Below are 21,740 nucleotides of genomic sequence, written 5' to 3' on the forward strand. Positions count from 1 at the left end.
TCAAAAAACAAGACCCCACCTATTCCTGAAATATCAATAGGTAGGGGAAAGCCAAGGCTCAATCTCTTAACAAAGGGAAATCGAAACTCTGTGTTAAATATAAGATATTTGTTGCCTATATATTCGGCAAACTCCGTACCCCTAAGGTCGGTTATTCCATCAAAGGTGAAATAATATCTATCCTTTCCGAAAGAACTCATAACTTTTAGCCTGGTGGCAATCAAGTAATCTTCAGAAAAAGCAAAATAATGCCTTAAATCTGTCACCAAAATTCCAAGATCCACATCAAAGGGTATCGTTCTGAAAATTCCTACATAATAACGCACACCATTAATAGGGTCTTGAATGTAATTGTAATAAACGTTGTCAAATACATGGGCACTGTAAAGACCGGTAAGTAATCTGTTCTTCTGTAAATCAGCTAATTCTATGAAGTTCCCAAGGGGAGTTTCCCAAAAGTAGTAATTGGTCTGACTTTCAAAACTTAAGCCAAACTCAAAACGACGATTCCTCGAAAGAGGATAAATTTGCATCAACATCAACCCCAGGGTTCTCGACACCAGAACTGTATCATACGAAATGTATCCAGCGTCCCACAACTGGTAAAAGGAAAAGCCCCTATCACTCCTCCCTTTGAGATTAAAATAATCCAGTTCAAAGTTGGAGTTTAAGATATCACCAGAAAGATCTGTAGCAAACTGAATTTGATGGTCGCCCAGTTCATCAGAGATGCCAAAGGCAACGGTCCCCTGGAAACCAGTAATTGTCGCATAGGCTGCACTTCCATAGATCCAGTCCAAGGAAAATTTTGGCGTATAAGCCTTTAATGCAACTTTTAAAGTATCTACAAAAGTGTAAAAAACATAAGAAGTTGAATCTTCTATTTTCACAAGGTTCCTCACTTCATACACATCGTATCCGTTGCCAAAGAGAACTGATGCAATAATTTTCCCCGTCTTCGATACAGTGTACCATTTAAGCTCCGTTGGAAAATCTGTAATCCTGTGAACATCTCCGCTATTTAAATTTTTAACAAAGAGATTCAACGCAGAAAAACCATCTCGGGCAATAAAGTAGAGCAAAGTATCCTCATGACATAGGGGCTGTGATAGCTCACCATAGTAATCAGTGATCCGTACAATTTCTTGTGTTTCCAGATTCAGTCTATAAACTGAATATGCACCATACTTAAAAGAGTTCACAGAATCTTCAGAAAATCTATCAGAAACAAAGAGCACATCTCCTTTACCATCAAAGCAGGGGTCTCTATCATCCCAAGGGTCATCAGTTAATTTTGAAAGTTCACCCTTCTTCCACTCATACAAATAAATATCAGAACGGCCATCATTAAGTCCCACAAAAACAATCTTCCGTCCATCCTCCGATATAAAAGGGGTGTAAATGGCATCTACGTCAAAACCTATGCTCTTTATGACTTTGTTTCTGCGTGTATCAAAGATGTAAATCTTATCACCCTCTCCTGATTGGGCAGAAAAGACTATGAACCTACCATCACCACTTATAGAAAGGGAAGGCCTGAGAATATGTATGTTTTCAAAATCAGGTATTTTGGAGCTCTTAAATACAACCTTTAATCTCTCCCCTGTAGCGACGGAGTGCTTTACTATATAAAAATCACCCATCTTTTCTTGTATAAAGTATAGACCCCCTCCATCAGGGCTTACGAGAGGAGCAACATTGTAAAAATTACCGAGTTTTTCGTGATCAGAATATTTTTTCAAATTAACGGGAGTTGTGGTAACCCCGAATATCGGATAGAAATTCCTTCGAATATAATCCTTGAAGCGCAAGTCAAACTCTTTTTGAGAAATTCCGAAGGATTTTTTAAAAGCCCGGTCTACAGAGTTGGTATAAACAAGAAGGGAATAGAACTCCGCTATTTTCTCTGTACCGTAAGTTTCCTGCAAATATTTGTAAAAAAGCTGTCCCAATTTGTATACAATATAACCCCCGTAATAGTTTAACTCAACAAGAGAAGGCAACTTATCGGAAAGTATGAGGTTCCTAACATACCTTTCTGCATCAGGAGACCAGCCTATGGAAAGGAACTCTGCCATTCCTTCTGTAGCCCAAAGCGGAACTTGAGAAGTCAGTATTCCTTCGAGAGTAGAGCGTTTCCCCCTCCTTAACATTGCATATTGAAACACGTGAACAAGCTCGTGTCTTAAAACATGTTTAAAATCTACATATGAACCGTTAAAGGGAACTACAACCCGTGTTTTAAATATTTCTGTAAATCCGCCGATACCCTCTTCTATTACATCGGGTATGACGTTGGTCTCTGAGAAGTGTTTTGGGGAATTGTATATAATAACGGGGATCTTTGACTCTATTGAAATTCCCAAGGTCGAAACGTATTCACTATAGGCTTCTTCCAGTACTACCCCCGCAAATTTCACAATAAAATCATCCTTTGAGTAGGAGAATATTTTGAAGTTCTGAGTTTCGTAAATTCGAAATTCATATGTTCTTGTCTGGAACTTGTTTTTGCCAAAAGAATAGGCAAATAAGTTACCCCATAGCAAAAAAATGCAAATCACTCCCTTCTTCATGTGTTAATTCTAAACTAAACTTATGGGATTATAAAACAGAGATTTTTTGAATTTTAATCGTAATAAACGCCTGCAGGTATGATATAGTTTACAGGATTCACCGGCTTATCATTTACTCTAACTTCGTAATGCAGGTGGGGAGCAGTTGACCTTCCACTATTACCCACATAGGCAATGACGTCCCCCCTCTTAACATATTGCCCGGGGGAAACCCTTGCCCTTAAGAGGTGTGCATACCTTGTTTTTACCCCGAGGCCATGGTCAATTTCCACCCAAAGACCATATCCCCGATCCCACCTTACAGTGGTGACAACTCCCGAAGCAGGTGCAACCACAGGAGTCCCCGGCGGAGCAGAGATATCAATACCCTCATGGAAAGCGGGAAGGCCTGTAAAGGGATCCCTTCTCATACCAAAGCCAGAAGTAAAATATCCAGCAGCTGGGATAATCGTTGGCGTATGATCCCTGATCCTCTGATCTTCTTCAAATTTCTTTGCTATTTCAGAAAAACTTTGAAGTTGAAAATTAGCTAAATTAAGAAGTCTTTCAATCTCCTGTTCTACATACTTTTTCTCGTCTTTCTCTACAACAGGCAATTCTTCAATGTTTCCACCCATACCCATAAGGGCAATCTCTTTGGGCACAGGGTCAAGTCCTACGGCAGCCCTGAGCCTGTTATTTTGCTGTAAAAGCTCGGCAAGCATCTTATCAAGACGTACTGTTTTATTTCTAAGTGCTTTTATCTCTTTTTTCAAAGTGGTATTTTCCTTTTCTAAGATTAAACTTTTGTGGTAATCAATCTCAAGACTCAAATACCTGTAAAGGGCAAAGCCAAAGGCGCAAACCCCAAGAATTAAAAAAGCAGAAAACAATTTCAACGCCCACGGTCGGAATGTAATTTCGATTTCCCTGCGCTTTGTTGTTGGGAAAAAGATTTTTAACTTCAAAGACCACTTTTGCATAATCTAAATATAAATTAACCAGTTTAAAATGTCAACTTCTATTGTCTTAAACCACATTTTAAAATAACTTTGTAGTTTAGCAGTCTTTAGGCGGGTCCCCCAAAGGGGGACCCGCCCAATTTACCCCTACTTCATCTCCAACAATTCGGTAATTCGGTTTGACCTCTCATTCAACGGCTTCTCTTTGTCAAAGACCGTGAAAGTCCTCTGAACCACATCAGTAGTAATTTCCTGTCTTACAAGGAGCCCCGTCTCTTCGTCGTAATAATCTTTTTTAGTAGAGTTAACAACCGTTCGCATAATTAGATGGCCTTTAGTATCCTCCTGAGAATGTTCCCTCACAGAGGTTACTACAAGTACACTTTTACCCTTGTAGCTTTCAAACTTCTTCCCAATCTCCTTATAATCCGGCATCGTGCCTTTAAGCTCCAGATTAACTCCTTCGTAAACTTGACCCTGGAATTCCTGCTTCACAACCTTACCACTGTTGTCATAGTAAATCGTGCCAAGCGCTTTTTCACCGTCAAAAATCGCCAAAGTAGCTGGATTACCCAGACTGTAGACTACTTTCAGATCCCTCTCTTCAGAAATGTACTTTGAGTTTCTCGTGTAATGGTAATTGACTTCCAAAGTGGCATCCTTAGTCTTTGGAAAAACAAGAAGGGACCTGAGGTCAAAACCAAAGACAAAACCTGAAAGCAAGAATATTGATATTAAAATGTATTTTTTCATAGCCTGCCTCCTTTATCTAACCTTTAAAAACTTCTTTGAAGCAATCTCTTTACCATCTTCGTCATAAACCCTCAAGAAGAACACACCAGAAGAGAGTTTTGAAACATCCACATCAAGAGATCTCGTTTCCTTATTCACAAAGTAGTTACCAGATATTACTGAACGACCAAGGACATCGTAGATTACAGCCTTTACGTTGCCACCAGTGGAATAAATTGAGAGTTTTAATATGTTTCCTTTGATTATAGTTCCTTCCTCTGTAGCTTTTGCCACAGGCTTATCGTATACACCGGTATAGTCATCCGTTATGTAAGCCGCATATGGAACCGTAAATCCCTGGGATTGGAGAACGTTATCGGTCTTTACTCTTATATTTACCGTATTACCAGGAATGGCTATTGCGAAGAAAGTACCGAGGTTACCCGTGTAAGAACCATACCTATTTCCATTGCCATCGTAGAGAATTACCGAATCGGCACTTAACGAATCGGTTATGCTCATATTGAAATTCTTAAAGCAAACCTTAATTGCCTTGGCATCAGGAATGCTTATCATGTATGTAGAATCCCAGTTGTTAGGAACGGGAGAAGGAGTGGAGATATACCACTCTGCACTATAGAAGTAAGGAACATCCTTCCTCAACCTCACATAATCTACCTTAAAGCCATAATCGTTTGTGACATTATCCGAATGGAGTTCAAGAATAACCTTCTTGGAAGGTATAGGCGGCGTGGAGAAACTACCAAGCGCAGGGCCATTATATGTATACCAGACTCTACCGAGATGGTCCTTTATATAAAGCGAATCCCAGTAGTCCGTGCTAAAGTTTTCAAAGTGAAGTCTCATAAAGGAGGCTGAGGTATCCTCTATGGTCCAGGTCAACCTGGCATTATTCGGGTAAGGATGAGGTGTTTCAATATTTATCATCGTAGTTTTCCAATCGTGTCTTACTGCATAGTTGTCCAGATAGAGGACGTTGTCATCGCCTCCAACGCTTGCATAGAAAGCCGGGTCCCAATCATCATTGAGTTTAAAGGAGAATAAAGGCCTTATAGGCCTGGATCTGCTGAACTCATAGGTGTAGAGGTAGAGGGATTCGGGTTCAAACACAAACTCAAGAGTATACCACTTTCCAACTTCAAAACTGGTTTTCACACCGGTTTTTGTGCCCGCACCAAGGATTTCACCCTCCATTAAGTCACCCTTGGAAGGATAGTAGAAGAGGACGCCGTAATACCTTTGAAGTGTAGAGTCGGTCATCAAAATAAGGGTTGAATCGTTCCTTGCGACACCATTCAGCATAAAGTTAATTTTGAAAGAGGGGAAGTCAATCCTTGGATAGTGTGCCTTATCTTTCATGTAGGTTAATCTCAGAGGCCTACCCTCTGCCCTAAGAACAAACTTTCCTCCTTCAACGGTCACATTATTTTGCCTATCAAACCTATAGATATCCCAGGAGAGTGCTCTGTCATGATAATCTACCACCTGATCAGGCCTGTTGGGCTGGTAAGAAACGCCATCAATGATATTACCGTTGGCATCGGTTACTCTCAAGTAAATACCCCACTGGTCAAATGACTTCCTTACCTTGAACATTATAAATTTCCAACCAGGCTGGTAAAAAACCAAAGCCTGTGTAAACTGGTCGGGCTGGGCATATCCGTTACTGCCAGAGCTCACAACAATTCCGTCTTCAAAAAGCTTGTATTCCCCAGCAACTCCATATTTAAGATAGACAGTCTGTACCTCTGAAGAATTAATATAGAGCCCTACATAAACAATTCCCGAGTTTCCAAAGTAGTTGAAGTTGAAGTATCCCGTATTGTCAGCACCCATGTTTACCCACATGTATCCACCAGGGACCTCATAAGTATCGTAAGGTCTTATATACTGCTCTCCGCCCACATAGTCAAAATCGAGACCTAAATCGGGATATGGTCCTACAAATACTAAATCACTTACAAAGGGAGCATTCCCTGGATTTTGCTCATCCACAGGACCCCACCAAACATCGTAGTCAAAACGGTGTCTTGCAGGGTTCCAAGTCACATTAATCCCTGCCAGATATCCAAGAGCTAAGCCAGAGGCACCAATTCCGCTGTTATATAACTTCTGCCTCCAATAAGGACCATATACAAAGGGCCATTCTGAGAGATCATAGGCAAATCCAAACCATGCATTAAAACTGACAAACCACACACTTACACCCAGATCGCCTTTCCCCCAGGCATCAACGTTAATCCAGTTGTAATACACGGAATCTTGACCACGTATGTAACACCCCCAGAAGGAGATGCCTTCCGACGGATCCTCACCAAGCCAAGCGAAGGCATCAAGATATCCCTGAGTTGTATAAACATCAAATCCGGCAGAAGCCCATGTATATTGTGCAATCATGAGGTGCCCAAGGCCGGAAACCCTACCATCAGTGGTGATTTCAATAGTGGCATCAAGAGCCAGTGCCCTCACAGGATCAGATACAAGGCCACTTAAGACAAACATCCAGTATTCGTAAGGATCAACATAGTGATATACTCCGCCACCTATACCGTTTATGAAGAGCCCTGTACTACCTATTGGAATATTCATCCCAGTAGCCGCGAGATAAGCATAGTTGAAAGTTCCATCCCAATTGAAAGACATACTAAGTTCTACCTCACACACTTCAGGTACATTTATCCTGGCTGTTCCTTCAACGCCAATCGAATCAAAGGCAAATGCCCCACCAAGGAAGTGGTAACCTCCCATTTCAAACTCTGGAATGGAAAGGGAACCGGCAAGGACGTTGTAGCCGAGATCGAGCACTCCACCCGTCCCATCGGGTGTTCTTTCAAGAAGAATTGACCCCGATGCATCTCCACTCAAGAAAACAGGCAAATGAATACTTCCTTCAAAGTAGATTCTATTGTTTGCTGGAAAGCTTAAACTTCCTGTAAATCCATATCCACCAATGGTGAAACTGCAACCTGCTTCTGCAAGATCGAGGATATTTCCGTTACTATCAAGAAGGAGATCCCTTACGTATGCATACCCAATATTGTCAAGCTCAACTCGTCCTGTTACACTTACTCCGCTATTGACGAAGTAGACCCATCCCGAGGCATGGAAAATGCCAGCATTCAAATACTCAAGTCCAATTGCAGAGGCGTAAACAATTTGGCCGTCATAAGAAATTGCAATATTTTCAAAACTGACTCTTCCGTTGACCGTCGAGAGATTAGAAAAGTCGATCACAGCATAATAGATCACAAGATAATTCTCAAAGAATCCAAACTCTCCTGAAAAGGCGAAGAATTCACCTATATGGAAGTTCTGAACACCCACAAGCTCGCATCCGAGAAACCTTCCATCAGAAGATATCATTAAGTTGCTGAAATAAATGTTATTAACGCCTATAAAGTTCGAAAGATTGGAAAGGTCAAAGTTTCCACTAAGAATGATTCTGCCGGGATTAGAAGCAAACCTTCCGTTAGCATAAACGATATGGAAACCATTTATATAGATATCCTGCAGGGTAACTGAACAACTATCTATACCGCGGGATGTTGCATACAAGTAGTCCACACTGCCCGCACCACCACCGGGAATTTCAACACCACCGCTGAAGTATAGCGCGCCATTTACATACTGGAAGTTACCATAAATATGGAAACCGTTTACGTAGAAGTCAAAGCCCGGTACATAAAAACTTAAACCACCGCTTCCATTGGCCTTCAAGAGTACATAGATTCCTCCTTGGAACTCAGGAATGTAGACAAATCCTGAAGCGGTGAAGGGATAAAGATGCATGGTAATGTCTTTGATCACAACTCTCCCAAGATTTATATATCCGTCTCTCACCGTTGCATCAATATAGCCGTTGTAAAGAGCAATAAATTCGATGTAAAAGTTCACGTTTTCCAGTTCAACACGGCCATAACCTGTGATTCCATCTTCCGTAATTGTTACATTAATTCCATAGATGTTTACGGTGATCCCTTGACCATCTTGTAGCGAGAGATAATTGGGGAATGTTCCAAACAGCTTTCCATTTGGATTAGACCTGAATTGAATTGGAATTTCCACATAGTTATTCTCATCTCCGATCCTTACATACCCTTGACCTATAAATCCAGAATCTGCATAAATAGTTCCGGTCAAGTTATAGACCATTACATTGCCATACATGAACGTCCCAGGATAAACTACCTGCGCATACCCCTGCCCCCAATTGATTTCAAAGTAAAGTGAATCGGTCTCGGAAATAATCCACCAAGCAAACGCCCTTCCATCGGAACCAACATAATAATGCCTGAGCAATATGTTGCCAAACACGATTGCATCACCATAAATCTGCCAGTATACAGTCCCAGATTGAGAGTTAAAGACCACCGTTACATCGCTACTTCCATCCGTATAGGTTCCGTAGCCAAAGAATCCGTCTCTTGTTATATAAGCGGTAAGGTTGTTTATTGTTGCTCCGTTGCTTAAAACAACGTAACCATCTTCAATGCCTATAAAGACATTTCCACTCCAATCAGTAGAGAATGATACCTTAACCCTTCCATTAGCGGGATAATTTACATCATTAAAGTACACGTATCCAGAACCATAGAGTCCCGCTGTCTTTGAAAGTGTCAATGTCAAATCGTGGATAATTACAGAACCAATGACTAATTCCGTAGATACTACCGAGAGCCTGAACTCAGACTCAGGAAGGTTTTCATTGTAATAGACTGCCGCATATAGTGAAGATCCATAAAGATTGATCTTGCCCCTTATATCGTAAAGGCCATTCCCTATATAACCGGTAAAGTCACTAATCTCGATACCATGGATTACAAAATAGCCATCGTTTACCACAAGATAGGAGTTTGAAGAAATACTTAACTCAATATCAGCATAAGAATTGTAGAGTATTAACTTTCCTTTGCCGTAAAAACCGGTAGAACTTGAAATCATAAGGTAAAAGTCGTAAATGGTGAGTTCATTATAAGTAAAGGTATTCCCGTAGCTTTCCGCATATAGCTCATAACCGTTAAATCCTATGTTGAGATGAAAGAGATTGCCAAGAAGATTTACATCAGCACCACCAGTGATCATTCCATTCTCTAAGTGAAGGAAGAGGTTTGTAAGTACCACGTTGTAAACCGTGATCTCCGAATAGGTGGCATGAGCCACGAGGTTATTCAGCGAGTCAATTTCAAGAAGCAGTGTCAAAGTCCTGTCGCCAAAAGCCACATCTCCGTACCCATAAAAGCCGTTTTGATCCAAACTAAAAGAGACGTTTCTTATGATTACGCCGTTTAGTTCAATGTTTCCCCCATCGGCATAAATATTTCCGTAGCTATAAACACTTATGTTCCCGTTCGAGAAAGAAGAAAGGCTTATCTTCATGTCATCAACGCGAACGTTGAAAACGTTGTTCAATACGACGATTCCATCAACCGTAATTGTATCCCCTGATATAGATTGGATTATCGCCGAGATTTGGACACTACCGATACTAAACCGGATTGTGTCCCCGATAAAAGCCTTTGTATCGGCTTTATAGGGGACATTACTTGGAGCCCCTATTAGTGTTAACACCAGCAACCACTGCATAAAAACTACCTCCAGTAAATTACTTTCTTAACCTTACTCTTAACATCTTTTTGTCTTAAGAAGTAAACCCCTGAAGGAAGTTTTAAAGACTTTAAATCCGAAGGGGATTTTACCCTCCCTACAAGCCTTCCAACAACATCAAATACCTCAAAATAACCTATTTGAGCAACCGCTTCTCCAATTCCACTCTGCAGAACCACTGGTCCATCCAGCGCATCCACCTCAGGATATCTAAATTCACCCTTATAGTTATAAGCAACATAAAAATGCTTGTAGTGTCCAATACCCAAAGATCCGGTTTTCTCATAGGTTCCCTGAAGTCCACTTCCAGAAACCAGGTCCATTAATACCTCAAAAGTATCCTGTTTCGTAGAATCAAAGGGTTCATATAGGAAGTAGAACAACTTTACACTATCGCAAGATGTAAATCTTGAGTAGTAATCAATGTGAAAGGTAAAGGGTGTGGAATTCGTTCCAGTATCGGCACTCACAAATGGATTATAAAGATAAATGGTGTCTCTCATTACAAAAGGACCAGTTAAAAAACCATTTTCAGGAATCCTGCAATATACATCCTGTGAATTGATAGCGTAAAAATAAACATAATACTGACCTTCATCATTGAGGGGAACCCTGACTCCATAAACCCCATCATAGGCCTGACCCTGAAGCAGGGAAAGGCTGAAGGTGTCCTCTACACCATCGGGTTTCAAAACCACAGCGTCAATATAATAAGGAGCGTAGCTGTAATTGTCATAATAATGAATCAAAAAGCTGAAAAGGGAGCCAACCTCACCCGTATCAGGTGCGACCGTGGGATCATACAACACGAGCTGATTTGGCATGAGATAGGAAACGTAAAGGTAAGTCTTTTCTCCAAAAAAGTTGACTCCAGCATCGGATCCCTCTTCGTCATCCTTCATAATCCCAACACCAATCCATGTGATCCCTTGAGCCAAACGACTATTAAGGTAATCTATAAAGGTCTGATTAAGGGGGAGAAATGTGGAATCGGAAGGGTAGTAAACATTATACTGGGGATCCATTTGCACATAAAAAGAATCGTCGACAAAAAGATAACCATCGTATGCATCGTTAAAGAGCGTACTGCTTTCTCCTCCACTGTTTGGGTACCAGTCAGCCAAATTTTGTTCCATACTGCGAAGTAAAAGATAACTCCAACTACCATCCCACTCGTCTTCCCACTGTCCATCATACGCAACATAAAATCTTATCCCCGCACTCTGAATGGTAGCACCGGGTGGAATAAAGGAAAGGTCAAACTGGGCATAACCCCTTCCCCATTCTTTAACCCAGTCTTCATCATACCCTACCATAATTGGGTAACTAAGAGGATCATCATCTTTAAGGTAAACATAAAAGTAGATCTCTTCTGAAACCCACCACTCATCTGTTCTGTAAGAATAACCATAATACTGAACCTGGACTGTGGAGTCCCTTATCTGCCCTAATATTAACATTAAGAGAATTAATGCATCCATAATGCTAAATATTTTACATTAAATTGTGCATTTTGTCAAGTGTCAATTTTCTAAACAGCGAGATTTTCGCCAAGTATACCAGCGATTTCAGGATTTTTGTATGTAAAAGAAGAAACTTTACGGAATCAAAATACGCCAATCATTAGAGTATATATTACACCTTTTACCCCTGAGAAAGCCGACAAGGGTAAGGCCATAGGCAACTGCCAAGTCAACGGCGAAAGTTGTAGGAGCAGAATGGGAAACAATCACGGGAATCCTTGCTATCAATGCTTTTCTGACTATCTCACTGGATATTCGACCGCTTGTGAGTAAAAAGGTCTTTGAAAGGTTTTTCCCCTCCAGCAAGGCTTTTCCGATGACCTTATCAACGGAGTTATGCCTTGCTATGTCCTCAGAAAAATAAATAATCCCCGTTTCCTCACAAATCGCCGATGAATGGAGAGAACCTGCTAATTTAAAATTCACAGATTTTTTATTGAACTCTTCAAAAATTTCAAAAATTTTTGATACTTTAAAATAAACTTTTTCTTCCTCAAGACCTGTGAGATCAGCCACACAAAAATTCTCCATGGAAGAACCGCATCCCGAGGTACCAGTCCAGAAGGTCCCGGGCTTAATGTTAATTTCTCCTTCCAGAAAGATTTTACCCTCTTCTTTCCACATTTTAACCTTGCTAAGATCCTCTACCACTCTGTTAGTGTAAAGATAACCAACCGCCCACTCATAGAGCTCTAAAGGGGAAACAGCGTGCCTGAAAAGTACCTCACCTCTATAGATAACTTCAACAATCTCTTCCTGTGCTATGTAATCACTAAAAGATTCAGCCCTTTCATTAGAAACCCTGATTACTTTCCTTATCTCAATCACGGAAAAAAGCCTTTAAATCTTCTTTGGTATTTATATTGACAAAGCTTTGAAATTCTGGATCAAAAATTCTTATCTCTTCCTCTGAAACCGATTTTATGTTAACTCGTGAATAAAATCCCGTGATTTTCAAATTACCTTTCTTAATTTCTCCTTCAATAGCATCAATACAGGATTTGTTGTAAACAGCCAAAAGCGGTTCAAAATATCCCCCTACTACGGGTACGACTGCGTCTGCCCTACACTCCTCGGCTTTAGAAAGCAAAAACTGCACCAATTCCCTTTTTATAAAAGGCATGTCACAGGCTACAACCAGATTTACTAAACTCTTAGACGCCTTTAAACCGGCGTAAAGACCAAAAATTGGCGCATATTCATAGGAATTATCCAAAATACAGGGATAAGGCTCGATACACTGTTTTCTTTCTTTCACCACAACCAAAATCTCGCCAAAAAGACCTTTTAAATTTTCAATGGAATAATCAACTAACCTCTTTTGTTTAATGAGGAGGATGGGCTTTGGCTCGCCCATCCTCCCGGACTTTCCACCGGCAAGGATTATAAGGCTTCTATTTCTGCTCTTTCGGTTTTCTAACATAAACAAGCCAGTAGAGTGTAGCAACAAAACCGGCACCGCCAACGATATTACCGAGAGTAACAGGGATAAGGTTCCTCACGAAGAAGCCATACCAGTTGAGATTTGTAAGTACAGGATTCCCCGCTGCATTTACCACAGCCTCAACATTCTTCATAAAGATACCCATTGGAATGAAGTACATATTGGCAATCGAGTGTTCAAAGCCAGATGCGACGAATGCCATGATCGGGAAGAAAATGGCAAATATCTTTCCAACTACATTGCGAGATGCCACAGCCATCCAGACAGCGAGGCAAACCAGCCAGTTACACAAAATACCACGAGAAAAGGCGGCCAAGAAAGGAAGATTTACCTTTGCATTTGCAATGGAAAGGGCATAAGCGCCAACAAGATTCCCATTTGTTTTCCAAAGTTCAGTCCAGTACATGAGAACAACAAGAAAAAGCGATCCTATGAGATTTGCAAAATAGACTACAACCCAATTGTAAAGTAGTTTACCCACCGAAGCTTTCCCATCAAGTACAGAAAGCATTATGAGGTTATTTCCTGTAAATAACTCGGCACCAGCAATTACTACGAGCATTAAGCCTACGGAGAATACCGCTCCCTGCATGAACCTCGCGAAGCCAATTCCAAGATATTTTGCCAAGTCATGGCCCACCATGGTGGCAAGCTGGGCACCAAATCCAATATACACACCAGCAAGAATACCGAGGACGAAAAGTTTGGTAAAACTCGCAGTAACCTTTTTAACGCATACATCATTTGTTAGTTGGTCTGCCACATTGGCTGGGGCTCTGCATTCTATCTCCATATCTCACCTCCATTTTTTAACTTAGTTTTTCAACTTTACATGCACACACTTTGTATTCTGGAATTTTTGCTATTGGATCCAAAGCATCATTTGTTAAAATATTTGCTGCCGCCTCACTATAATGGAATGGGATAAATACAAGACCTGAAAATACCCTTTCACTGGCTACTGCTTTAATCTCAATAGACCCTCTACGAGAAGATACTTTAACCTTCTCACCATCCTTTATACCAAGCCTTTCCATGTCATCGGGATTCATCTCCATGTAAGGTTCGTTGCTAAACTTGATCAGGGAATTACTCCTTCTTGTCATCGTGGCAGTGTGATAGTGATATAGCATTCTACCAGTGGATAGAATGAATGGGTAATTTTCATCAGGAAGTTCTGCTGGAGGAATAAAGTCTACAGGGTGGAATTTACCAAGGCCTCGGGAGAATTTCTCTTTGTGAAGGTATTGGGTTCCGGGATGATCGGGAGTTGGGCAAGGCCATTGTAATTTTTCACCTCTGTTCACTCTTTCTGGGGTTATCCCACCATAACTCGGGGTCAACTTGTTGATTTCTCTTAAGATATCCTCCCAAGAGCTGTAATTCATTTCATAACCCATTCTTCTTGCGACTTCTTGAACTATCTCCCAATCAGCCCTGATTCCGGGAATGGGTTCTATGGCTTTATTGAGTTTCAGAATACGTCTTTCCGTATTGGTAAAGGTTCCTTCCTTTTCTGCAAAGGATGCCACGGGGAGTATCACGTCAGCATACTGGGTCGTTTCCGTCATGAAAATGTCCTGGCACACAATAAACTCGGCTTTTTCCAGAGCTTCTTTAACGTGAGGAATATTTGGATCAGACATCATCGGGTTCTCGCCCATCATGTAGAAAGCCTTTATTTTACCTTCAACTGCTGCATTCATCATCTCCACAACCGTGAGTCCGGGTTTGTCCGATAGTTTGACTCCCCATGCCTCTTCAAACTTCTTTCTTGCCTGTTCATCCACAACTTTCTGATAACCAGAGTAAACGTCGGGTAAAGCTCCCATATCGCAAGCGCCCTGCACGTTATTTTGACCTCTCAAAGGATTCACACCGGTTGATTCCCTTCCTACATGACCCGTCATCATCGCCAGGTTAGCAAGAGAGAGTACGTTATCCACACCGGTTGTGTGCTGGGTAATTCCCATAGAATAAACGATTGACGCCTTCTGGGCTTTGGCGTAAAGCCTGGCTGCCTCAATAAGTTTGTCTTTTGGAATTCCCGTTATCTCTTCGACTTTTTCAGGAGTATACTTCTCAATTATCGGTATTATGGACTCAAAACCCTCCGTCCTGTTTTTAACGAATTCTTCATTGTAAAGTTTTTCCTTCCAAATAACGTGAAGCATTCCGTTGATCCACGCCACATCGGTCCCGTTTCTCTGCTGAAGATGAAGGGTTGCATATTTGACGAGGTCTATCTTCCTCGGGTCAACGACGATCAACTTCGCTCCGTGGAAAATCACCGCTCTTTTAATATATGTCGCAATAACAGGATGTGTTTCTGTGGTATTGGAGCCTGTAACAAGAATTACATCAGCAAACTCCAGCTCTTTTATGGAGTTAGTCATTGCGCCAGAGCCAAAGGCCCTTGCAAGGCCAGCTACTGTGGATGCATGGCAGAGCCTCGCACAGTGGTCCACGTTGTTGGTTCCAATTACAGCCCTCATAAATTTCTGGAAAACATAGTTTTCCTCATTTGTACACTTGGCTGATGCGAGCCCAGCAACGGCATCGGGTCCATATTTTTGCTTTATTTCCAGGAGCTTTTTGGCAACAAAGTCAAGGGCTTCGTCCCACTCAACCTCTTCAAATTCGCCATTTTTCTTAATTAAAGGTTTGGTCAATCTATCTGGTTTATGCACGAAATCAAGGCCAAAGCGCCCTTTGACACAAGTTTTTTCCTCATTAGGAATTTCATCTGCGCCGCGAACCTTTACAATTCTATTATCCTTAACCCATAACTCAAGCTGACACCCTACACCACAGTAAGGACATGTAGTAACTACCTTCTTGTCGACATCCTTCGCCCTCACTTTAATGCCATAGGTCTCCCACTTTTCAACCAATGCTCCGGTTGGGCACGCCTGTACACATTGCCCACACCCGTCACATTCAGACTCGGACCACTTGCCAAGCCCAGCAACCACGTGGGTTTCAATGCCCCTTTCAGCAAAGCTTAAAACATTCTTTACTTGAAGCTCGGCACACGCCTTCACGCAACGCATACACTTTATACATTTGGAAGAATCATAAAAGAGTACCGGCGAAGAGTCATCGATCTTCCTTTCCAGCTCCCTCCATATCGGGGAAAACATCCTATTATCTCTTCCAAGGCCGTACCGGTAGGCCAGATCCTGCAATTCGCAATTACCGTCCTTGTCACAATTTATACAATCATCATTGTGTTCAGAAAGAATGTTATCAAGCAAAATTCTTCTTGTGTTTTCGAGTTCTTCGTCAAAAGCAGTAATCTTCATTCCCTCCTGAACAGTTAGAAGGCAGGAGGGCACCATTCCCGGTCTACCTTCAACCTTAACGATGCAAAGTCTACACAACCCACTGGGAGATAGCTTCTCCAAGAAACACAGCGATGGGATGTTGATTCCATTTTCTTTTGCTACCTTTAATACCGGCTCCCCTTCAGGAGCAACTATTTCCTTACCATCTATAAAAATTTTAACCAATCTACTCATTAAAAACCCCCCGCTTTTTTTCAAAGGTTTTTAAAACTCTTTCCAGGACTCCCTGAGCCTTACAGATAGTTACACCGTAGTTTGTTATCGGTACCCCCCTACGCAAGCACTCCCTAATTCTACTCCTCATTTCGGAAGGATTTAACATACAACCACCACAATGGATAACGAGCTTATACTCCTCCAGGTTATCTGGAAAATCGCTCCCTGAGACCACATCAAATTTTATATTCTTCCCGGTATACTGAGTGATCCACCGCGGTATTTTAACCCTCCCGATATCATCAGCCTGTATGTGGTGAGAGCAGGCTTCAGAAATTAAAACCTTATCGCCGTCTTTCAAATTATCGATCTGCTTGACTCCATCTACTAAGGTTTTCAAATCACCGCTTTTATATCTTGCAAAAAGTATGGAAAAAGTAGTCAGGGGGATCTCCTTAGGTACATCACCAGCGACTTTTAAAATTACCTGGGAATCAGTAATCACAAGAGCTGGCTTTTTATTGAGCGAACGCAGGGCTTCTTCCAGCTCGCGCTCTTTAACGATGATACCGATAGCATCATTGTCGAGAATATCCCTTAAAACCTGCACTTGTGGGAGGATAAGCCTCCCTTTGGGAGCTGCAAGATCTATTGGAACAACAAGAATGACAATGTCTCCTCCCTTTATAAGGTCGCCAACCAGTACCTGTTCCCTTTTCAAATAATCAGGCGCGAGACTAATAATCAATTCTTTAAGTTCATTTACACCTTTACCGCTTTTTGCCGAAACGGGAACGAAGAATATATTCTTTGAAGTGCAAAAATTTATGTCCTCTTGGCGAGGTGCATTTAGATCCATCTTGTTAAAAACAACTATAAAAGGTATGTTCTTCTCTTCAAGTTCTTTTATAATTTTGAACTCTTCATCACCCAATCCCCTTTCATCCGTCACCAGAAGAGCCAAATCTGCTTTCATTAAAACTTTCCTGGTTGCTTTAATTCTCATTTCACCTAACTCACCCACATCATCAAGCCCGGCAGTGTCGTAGAAAGTGACAGGACCAAGAGGCAGTAGCTCATAGTGTTTATCCACAGGATCAGTTGTAGTCCCTGGAACATCTGAAACAAGGGCAATCTCCTGACCCACCAGTGCATTTATCAAACTTGATTTACCTACATTCCTCCTGCCCAGTAAGACTATTATCAGCCTCTCTCCCTTAGGAGCCTTTTGCATAAAACCTCCTGGGTGAATAGCCCTTGGATATCTCAACCTTTAAATTGCATGATTCCACCAACTCTCTCAAATAGTTAACCTCCTCTATTGTACAGGCGCATTTAATGTTCTTGCCAGGGTAGATATTGTATAACGCCCTTACATCTGTCGGCGTAATAGATGGCATCAATACATTAGCTCCAGCAACAAGCCCGGCAGCGCGCCAGTCCAAAAATGTTAAACCCAACAAATCTTTTAAAGTCTCAGAGAACTCACTATAATCGTTAATTGAGGCCAGAGCACTGGTAGACGGTATGTTTGCATATGGATTCAATATCCTCAATATAGCTATGCACCTCAATGTAATAAGAGGGCTTCCTGCCGGGTAGTTTCCAAGAGGTGTATCAGGATGCGGAATAAACGGACCAACTGCAATCATATCCAACTCAAGCTCTGTCAATCTCATTAAATCCATAGCAAGACCTTCAATTGACTGCCCTGGTAGCCCTACAATAATTCCAGAACCCGCCTCATAGCCGAGCTCTTTAAGCCAGTAAATCATTTTAATTCTTTCCTCCAGGATCCTTTCTGGGCGGTATCTTTTATAAAGTTCAGGACTGAATGTCTCCACTTTTATTAAATACCTCTCTGCTCCCGCTTTTCTCCACTCTGCAAGCTCTTCATAACTTCGCTCCCCCAAGGACAAAGTTATTACCACATTAACATGAGAAAGTATTTCACTGATTAATTTCGATATCTCGTTCTTTTTATAAAAGTAATCATTTCCAGACTGTAAAACTATCGTTCTAAGCCCTTCCAAATAGCCTATTTCAGCCAACTGTAAAACCTTTTCAAGGGGAATCCGGTATCTTTTCAACTTCCTGTTTTCACATCTCAACCCACAGTAAAAGCAATTATCACGGCAATAATTAGAAAACTCGATAACACCCCTCATAAATACAGACTTCCCGAAAACTTCTTCCCTTATTCTGCCTGCTTCAGAAAAGAGCCACCTATCGTCTTTTCCAGACAGCAATTCCTTTATTTCTTTAAGACTTAAACTCATTCAGGTCTTCCTCAGTGAATCCGAGTTTATACATTCTATTTGGTTTCAAAAGCTCCCTAACTTTTTCCTCTTCCATAATTCCACCCTTGATTAAAACATCAATGATACTGCACCCACGCCTTCTGGCTTCTTCCACAATTTCCTCTACCTTTTTATATCCCAAAATGGGAACCAGCACCGTGGCAAGAGTCTTACTTCTTTCTACGTATTCTCTGCATCTAATTTCGTCGGGAATAATTCCCCTCACACACCTCTCATTAAAAACCTTCGTAGCATTCTTAAGAAGAAGTAAACTTTCTAACATAGTATACGTAATTAGGGGATGAAACTGGTTAAGTTCGAGTTGTCCAAGGCCTGATGCATAACTAACAATATCGTCGTTCGCTATAACCCTTATCGCAACCTGACCCACAGCCTCGGGAATTACCGGATTAACCTTATCAGGCATGATTGTTGAATTGGGTTGAACGGAAGGAAGTTTTAACTCACCAATTCCACCATCCGGCCCACTGCTTAACAACCTCAGATCACTGGAAATCTTTAGAAGATTCGTTGCGTAAGTCTTCAGGAGTCCGGAAACTTCAACCAAGGAATCAAGGTTTTGAGTAGAATCTACAAGGTTTTCCGCTCGAGCAATATTAAGCCCTGTAAGGTCTCTCAAGACCTCTGTAACCCTGAAGATATACTCCCTTGGTGCTCCGAGCCCCGTTCCAACAGCAGTTCCACCAAGATTTACAACCTTTATCCTCTCCCTCGCTTTAAAAATTCTCCACCTATCCCTTGCGATCGCCTCTGCATACGCTCCAAATTCCATACCGAGGGTAATGGGGACTGCGTCCTGTAATTCTATTCTACCGAGTTTAACAATATTCCTAAACTCCTTTTCTTTTTCTTGAAAAGAGTCCTGTAAACGAGCCACCTCCTCTTCAAGCTCCCTGAGTTCGAAAAGGATAGCGATCTTAGAAGCAGTAGGGAACACGTCACTAGTTGACTGGTGTCTATTAACATGCTCAAGGGGGTGGATATAGTCATATTCTCCCTTCTTTTTACCCACAAGCTCAAGGGCTCTGTTAGCAATTACTTCGTTGAAATTCATATTGGTAGATGTACCCGCACCACCCTGAAATGGATCAACCACTATTTGATCGTGCAGCTTTCCTTCAATTAATTCATCGCAGGCTCTGACAATTGCACTACCTCTGGCTCTGTCTATAAATCCAAGTTCTACATTTACCAGTGCACAGGCTTTTTTTACAGTTGCGAAACTTTTTATGAAAATCAAAGGCCATCTGAGTCCTGAAATAGGAAAGTTTTCCATCGCCCTCAAAGTCTGGATACCGTAATAAACATCATCAGGCAACACCCTCTCTCCTAACAGATCACGTTCTACCCTCATGCAACATCTCCTTAAGCCTAACCTTTATTGAATCCCAAGCTTCCTTCAATAATTTTTCGTTTTCACAAAAGAGCGCAAAATTACTATCAATCTCCAGAAAATAGGGCGGAGAGGTCTGCTCGGGTTCAAAACCAAGAAGGAAAGACCAGCGCCTCCCCAGCTTTCGCGAAACCCAGATGCCACCTGTTTTATACTTCGACTTAATTTCTCTTAAAAAATCAAGCACCTCTTTAGAAGAAAAGATCTCTCTCTCCATTTTCCAGTCTCTTTAAATATTCTAAAACCTTATCATAGGCTCTTGGCAATTTCTCTTTTATCTCCTGGAGCTCTTTCTCTATCAATTTTTCACCCACAGCGCGTGTCTCTTCGGATGCAAAATCCAGAAGCCATTCCTTAAAAGTTAAAACAGCGTTTAGTTTGCAAAATTGACCCTCTTTACCCGTTCTTAGAAGTTTCATTATCAATTCACCGGTTCTTCCACATCTATAACCGGCTGTGCAAAAAGAAGTGATATATCCAAATTTTGCGAGATCTCTAATGAGTTCATCCAGGCTTCTCGTATCGCCAATCAGAAACTGCTGCCTTTCCAGTTCTTGTTCAGTATAACGGTCGCTATATGCACCTATACCTATCTTAGTGGAAGCATCCATCTGCGTAATACCATAATGCACAATTTTATCTCTTATCTCTTTAGGTTCCCTGGCTGTTAAAATCATTCCGGCGTAAGGTATGGCGAGCCTGAGTACTAATATAACCTTCTCAAACTCCTCATCACTAACTTTGTACTTTGTCTCCTGGACAAAGGGAGTGTTGGCTGCTGGCTCAAGACGCGGAAAGGACACAGTATGAGGCCCCACTCCAAATCTCCTCTCCAATTCCCTCGCATGATAAAGAAGTCCCATTACTTCGAATTTCCAATCATAAAGGCCAAAAAGAGCGCCGATCCCAACATCGTCCACTCCTGCCTCCAATGCCCGGTGCATGGAATACAATCTCCACCGATAGTCGCCTTTCACCGTATCCTGAGGGTGCACTTTTCTGTATGTATCATGATGGTATGTTTCCTGGAAAACCTGATAGGTGCCAATTCCCACTTCAACAAGCCTTCTCAACTCATCAATTTGAAGAGGAGGAGCGTTAACATTGCATCTCCGTATCTGACCATATCCATTTCTTACCTTTACTTTCACATTGTATATCAATTCCAGGCTTTTTTCAATGTAATCAATATCCATAGAAGGGTGTTCGCCGTAAACGGTAATTAGACGTTTATGCCCGATCTCACCCGCAAGAACTTCTACTTCTCTGACAATTTCCTCTTCTGTCAGAACCTTTCTCTTAATAACTCGATTATCTCTCCTGAAACCACAATAGAGACAATTATTAACGCAATAATCACCGAGGTAAAGAGGTGCAAAGGTCACTATCCTGTTATCGTAAACCTTACTTTTTATTTGGTGTGCAACCTGCTTCATTTCCTCAAGCAGGTCTTCATCTTCTACATTGATAATAGCCGCCGTTTCATCCGGTGTGAGAGTCTCAATCCTCAAAGCTTTATCAAAGATTTCTCTGATCCAGGCTTTATCAGGTTTTCTATATTTATTCAACTTCTCCCAAATTTCATCATCGTTTATAAAATCCTGGCCATTTTCAAGATATCTCTCTACCTCATCTTCTTTTATACGATTTTTAACCCAGCTTTCAACCTTTTCCATAAAGATCCC

Annotated in this window: 14 protein-coding genes; all 14 read right to left on the reverse strand. The window is 41.4% G+C overall.

Features of this window, described 5'->3' with window-relative positions:
- Window positions 1–2,573: hypothetical protein (locus QMD82_00965; protein MDI6850496.1), on the reverse strand; the 2,573-nt coding region annotated here is incomplete at its 3' end.
- A 53-nt stretch (window positions 2,574–2,626) separates the two neighbouring features.
- Entirely contained in the window at window positions 2,627–3,535 is a 909-nt protein-coding gene (locus QMD82_00970) for a peptidoglycan DD-metalloendopeptidase family protein (GenBank protein MDI6850497.1), read from the reverse strand.
- 126 nt (window positions 3,536–3,661) lie between these two features.
- Window positions 3,662–4,267 (reverse strand): hypothetical protein, encoded by a 606-nt coding sequence (locus QMD82_00975; protein MDI6850498.1) that lies wholly within the window; start codon window positions 4,265–4,267, stop codon window positions 3,662–3,664.
- 12 nt (window positions 4,268–4,279) lie between these two features.
- The gene (locus QMD82_00980) at window positions 4,280–9,850 is read right to left on the reverse strand and encodes a T9SS type A sorting domain-containing protein (GenBank protein ID MDI6850499.1); all 5,571 of its coding nucleotides are present in this window, start codon (window positions 9,848–9,850) and stop codon (window positions 4,280–4,282) included.
- A gap of 5 nt (window positions 9,851–9,855) precedes the next feature.
- On the reverse strand, window positions 9,856–11,352 hold the full coding sequence (locus QMD82_00985; GenBank protein ID MDI6850500.1) for a hypothetical protein: 1,497 nt from the start codon (window positions 11,350–11,352) through the stop codon (window positions 9,856–9,858).
- A gap of 117 nt (window positions 11,353–11,469) precedes the next feature.
- On the reverse strand, window positions 11,470–12,222 hold the full coding sequence (gene fdhD / locus QMD82_00990) for a formate dehydrogenase accessory sulfurtransferase FdhD (protein ID MDI6850501.1): 753 nt from the start codon (window positions 12,220–12,222) through the stop codon (window positions 11,470–11,472).
- Entirely contained in the window at window positions 12,215–12,817 is a 603-nt protein-coding gene (locus QMD82_00995; protein MDI6850502.1) for a molybdenum cofactor guanylyltransferase, read from the reverse strand. Before QMD82_00995 ends, fdhD begins: the two co-directional genes overlap by 8 nt.
- A complete protein-coding gene (locus QMD82_01000) occupies window positions 12,789–13,631 on the reverse strand; it encodes a formate/nitrite transporter family protein (GenBank protein ID MDI6850503.1) in 843 nt (280 codons plus the stop codon). Before QMD82_01000 ends, QMD82_00995 begins: the two co-directional genes overlap by 29 nt.
- A 16-nt stretch (window positions 13,632–13,647) precedes the next feature.
- Window positions 13,648–16,359, reverse strand: coding sequence for a formate dehydrogenase subunit alpha (gene fdhF / locus QMD82_01005; protein ID MDI6850504.1), 2,712 nt, complete (start codon window positions 16,357–16,359; stop codon window positions 13,648–13,650).
- Window positions 16,352–17,575: a [FeFe] hydrogenase H-cluster maturation GTPase HydF gene (hydF, locus tag QMD82_01010; protein MDI6850505.1), complete on the reverse strand. Its 1,224-nt coding sequence runs from the start codon at window positions 17,573–17,575 to the stop codon at window positions 16,352–16,354. The genes fdhF and hydF overlap by 8 nt, the downstream gene beginning before the upstream one ends.
- Entirely contained in the window at window positions 17,559–18,620 is a 1,062-nt protein-coding gene (gene hydE, locus QMD82_01015; GenBank protein MDI6850506.1) for a [FeFe] hydrogenase H-cluster radical SAM maturase HydE, read from the reverse strand. The genes hydF and hydE overlap by 17 nt, the downstream gene beginning before the upstream one ends.
- On the reverse strand, window positions 18,604–20,016 hold the full coding sequence (locus QMD82_01020; protein MDI6850507.1) for an aspartate ammonia-lyase: 1,413 nt from the start codon (window positions 20,014–20,016) through the stop codon (window positions 18,604–18,606). The genes hydE and QMD82_01020 overlap by 17 nt, the downstream gene beginning before the upstream one ends.
- Entirely contained in the window at window positions 20,000–20,272 is a 273-nt protein-coding gene (locus QMD82_01025; protein ID MDI6850508.1) for a hypothetical protein, read from the reverse strand. The genes QMD82_01020 and QMD82_01025 overlap by 17 nt, the downstream gene beginning before the upstream one ends.
- Window positions 20,247–21,731, reverse strand: a complete 1,485-nt coding sequence (gene hydG, locus QMD82_01030) for a [FeFe] hydrogenase H-cluster radical SAM maturase HydG (GenBank protein ID MDI6850509.1) — start codon at window positions 21,729–21,731, stop codon at window positions 20,247–20,249. The genes QMD82_01025 and hydG overlap by 26 nt, the downstream gene beginning before the upstream one ends.
- Between the last annotated feature and the right edge of the window lie 9 nt (window positions 21,732–21,740).

The sequence above is a fragment of the bacterium genome, from assembly GCA_030019025.1.
Lineage (GTDB): Bacteria > Hydrothermota > Hydrothermia > UBA1063 > UBA1063 > UBA1063.

Coding starts and splice junctions, on each gene's coding strand:
- QMD82_00970 (MDI6850497.1), bottom strand. CDS start 3,535: ATGCAAAAGTGGTCTTTGAAGTTAAAAATCTTTTTCCCAACAACAAAG.
- hydG (MDI6850509.1), bottom strand. CDS start 21,731: ATGGAAAAGGTTGAAAGCTGGGTTAAAAATCGTATAAAAGAAGATGAG.
- hydE (MDI6850506.1), bottom strand. CDS start 18,620: ATGAGTTTAAGTCTTAAAGAAATAAAGGAATTGCTGTCTGGAAAAGAC.
- QMD82_01020 (MDI6850507.1), bottom strand. CDS start 20,016: ATGAGGGTAGAACGTGATCTGTTAGGAGAGAGGGTGTTGCCTGATGAT.
- QMD82_00980 (MDI6850499.1), bottom strand. CDS start 9,850: ATGCAGTGGTTGCTGGTGTTAACACTAATAGGGGCTCCAAGTAATGTC.
- QMD82_01000 (MDI6850503.1), bottom strand. CDS start 13,631: ATGGAGATAGAATGCAGAGCCCCAGCCAATGTGGCAGACCAACTAACA.
- fdhF (MDI6850504.1), bottom strand. CDS start 16,359: ATGAGTAGATTGGTTAAAATTTTTATAGATGGTAAGGAAATAGTTGCT.
- QMD82_01025 (MDI6850508.1), bottom strand. CDS start 20,272: ATGGAGAGAGAGATCTTTTCTTCTAAAGAGGTGCTTGATTTTTTAAGA.
- QMD82_00985 (MDI6850500.1), bottom strand. CDS start 11,352: ATGGATGCATTAATTCTCTTAATGTTAATATTAGGGCAGATAAGGGAC.
- QMD82_00995 (MDI6850502.1), bottom strand. CDS start 12,817: ATGTTAGAAAACCGAAAGAGCAGAAATAGAAGCCTTATAATCCTTGCC.
- QMD82_00975 (MDI6850498.1), bottom strand. CDS start 4,267: ATGAAAAAATACATTTTAATATCAATATTCTTGCTTTCAGGTTTTGTC.
- hydF (MDI6850505.1), bottom strand. CDS start 17,575: ATGCAAAAGGCTCCTAAGGGAGAGAGGCTGATAATAGTCTTACTGGGC.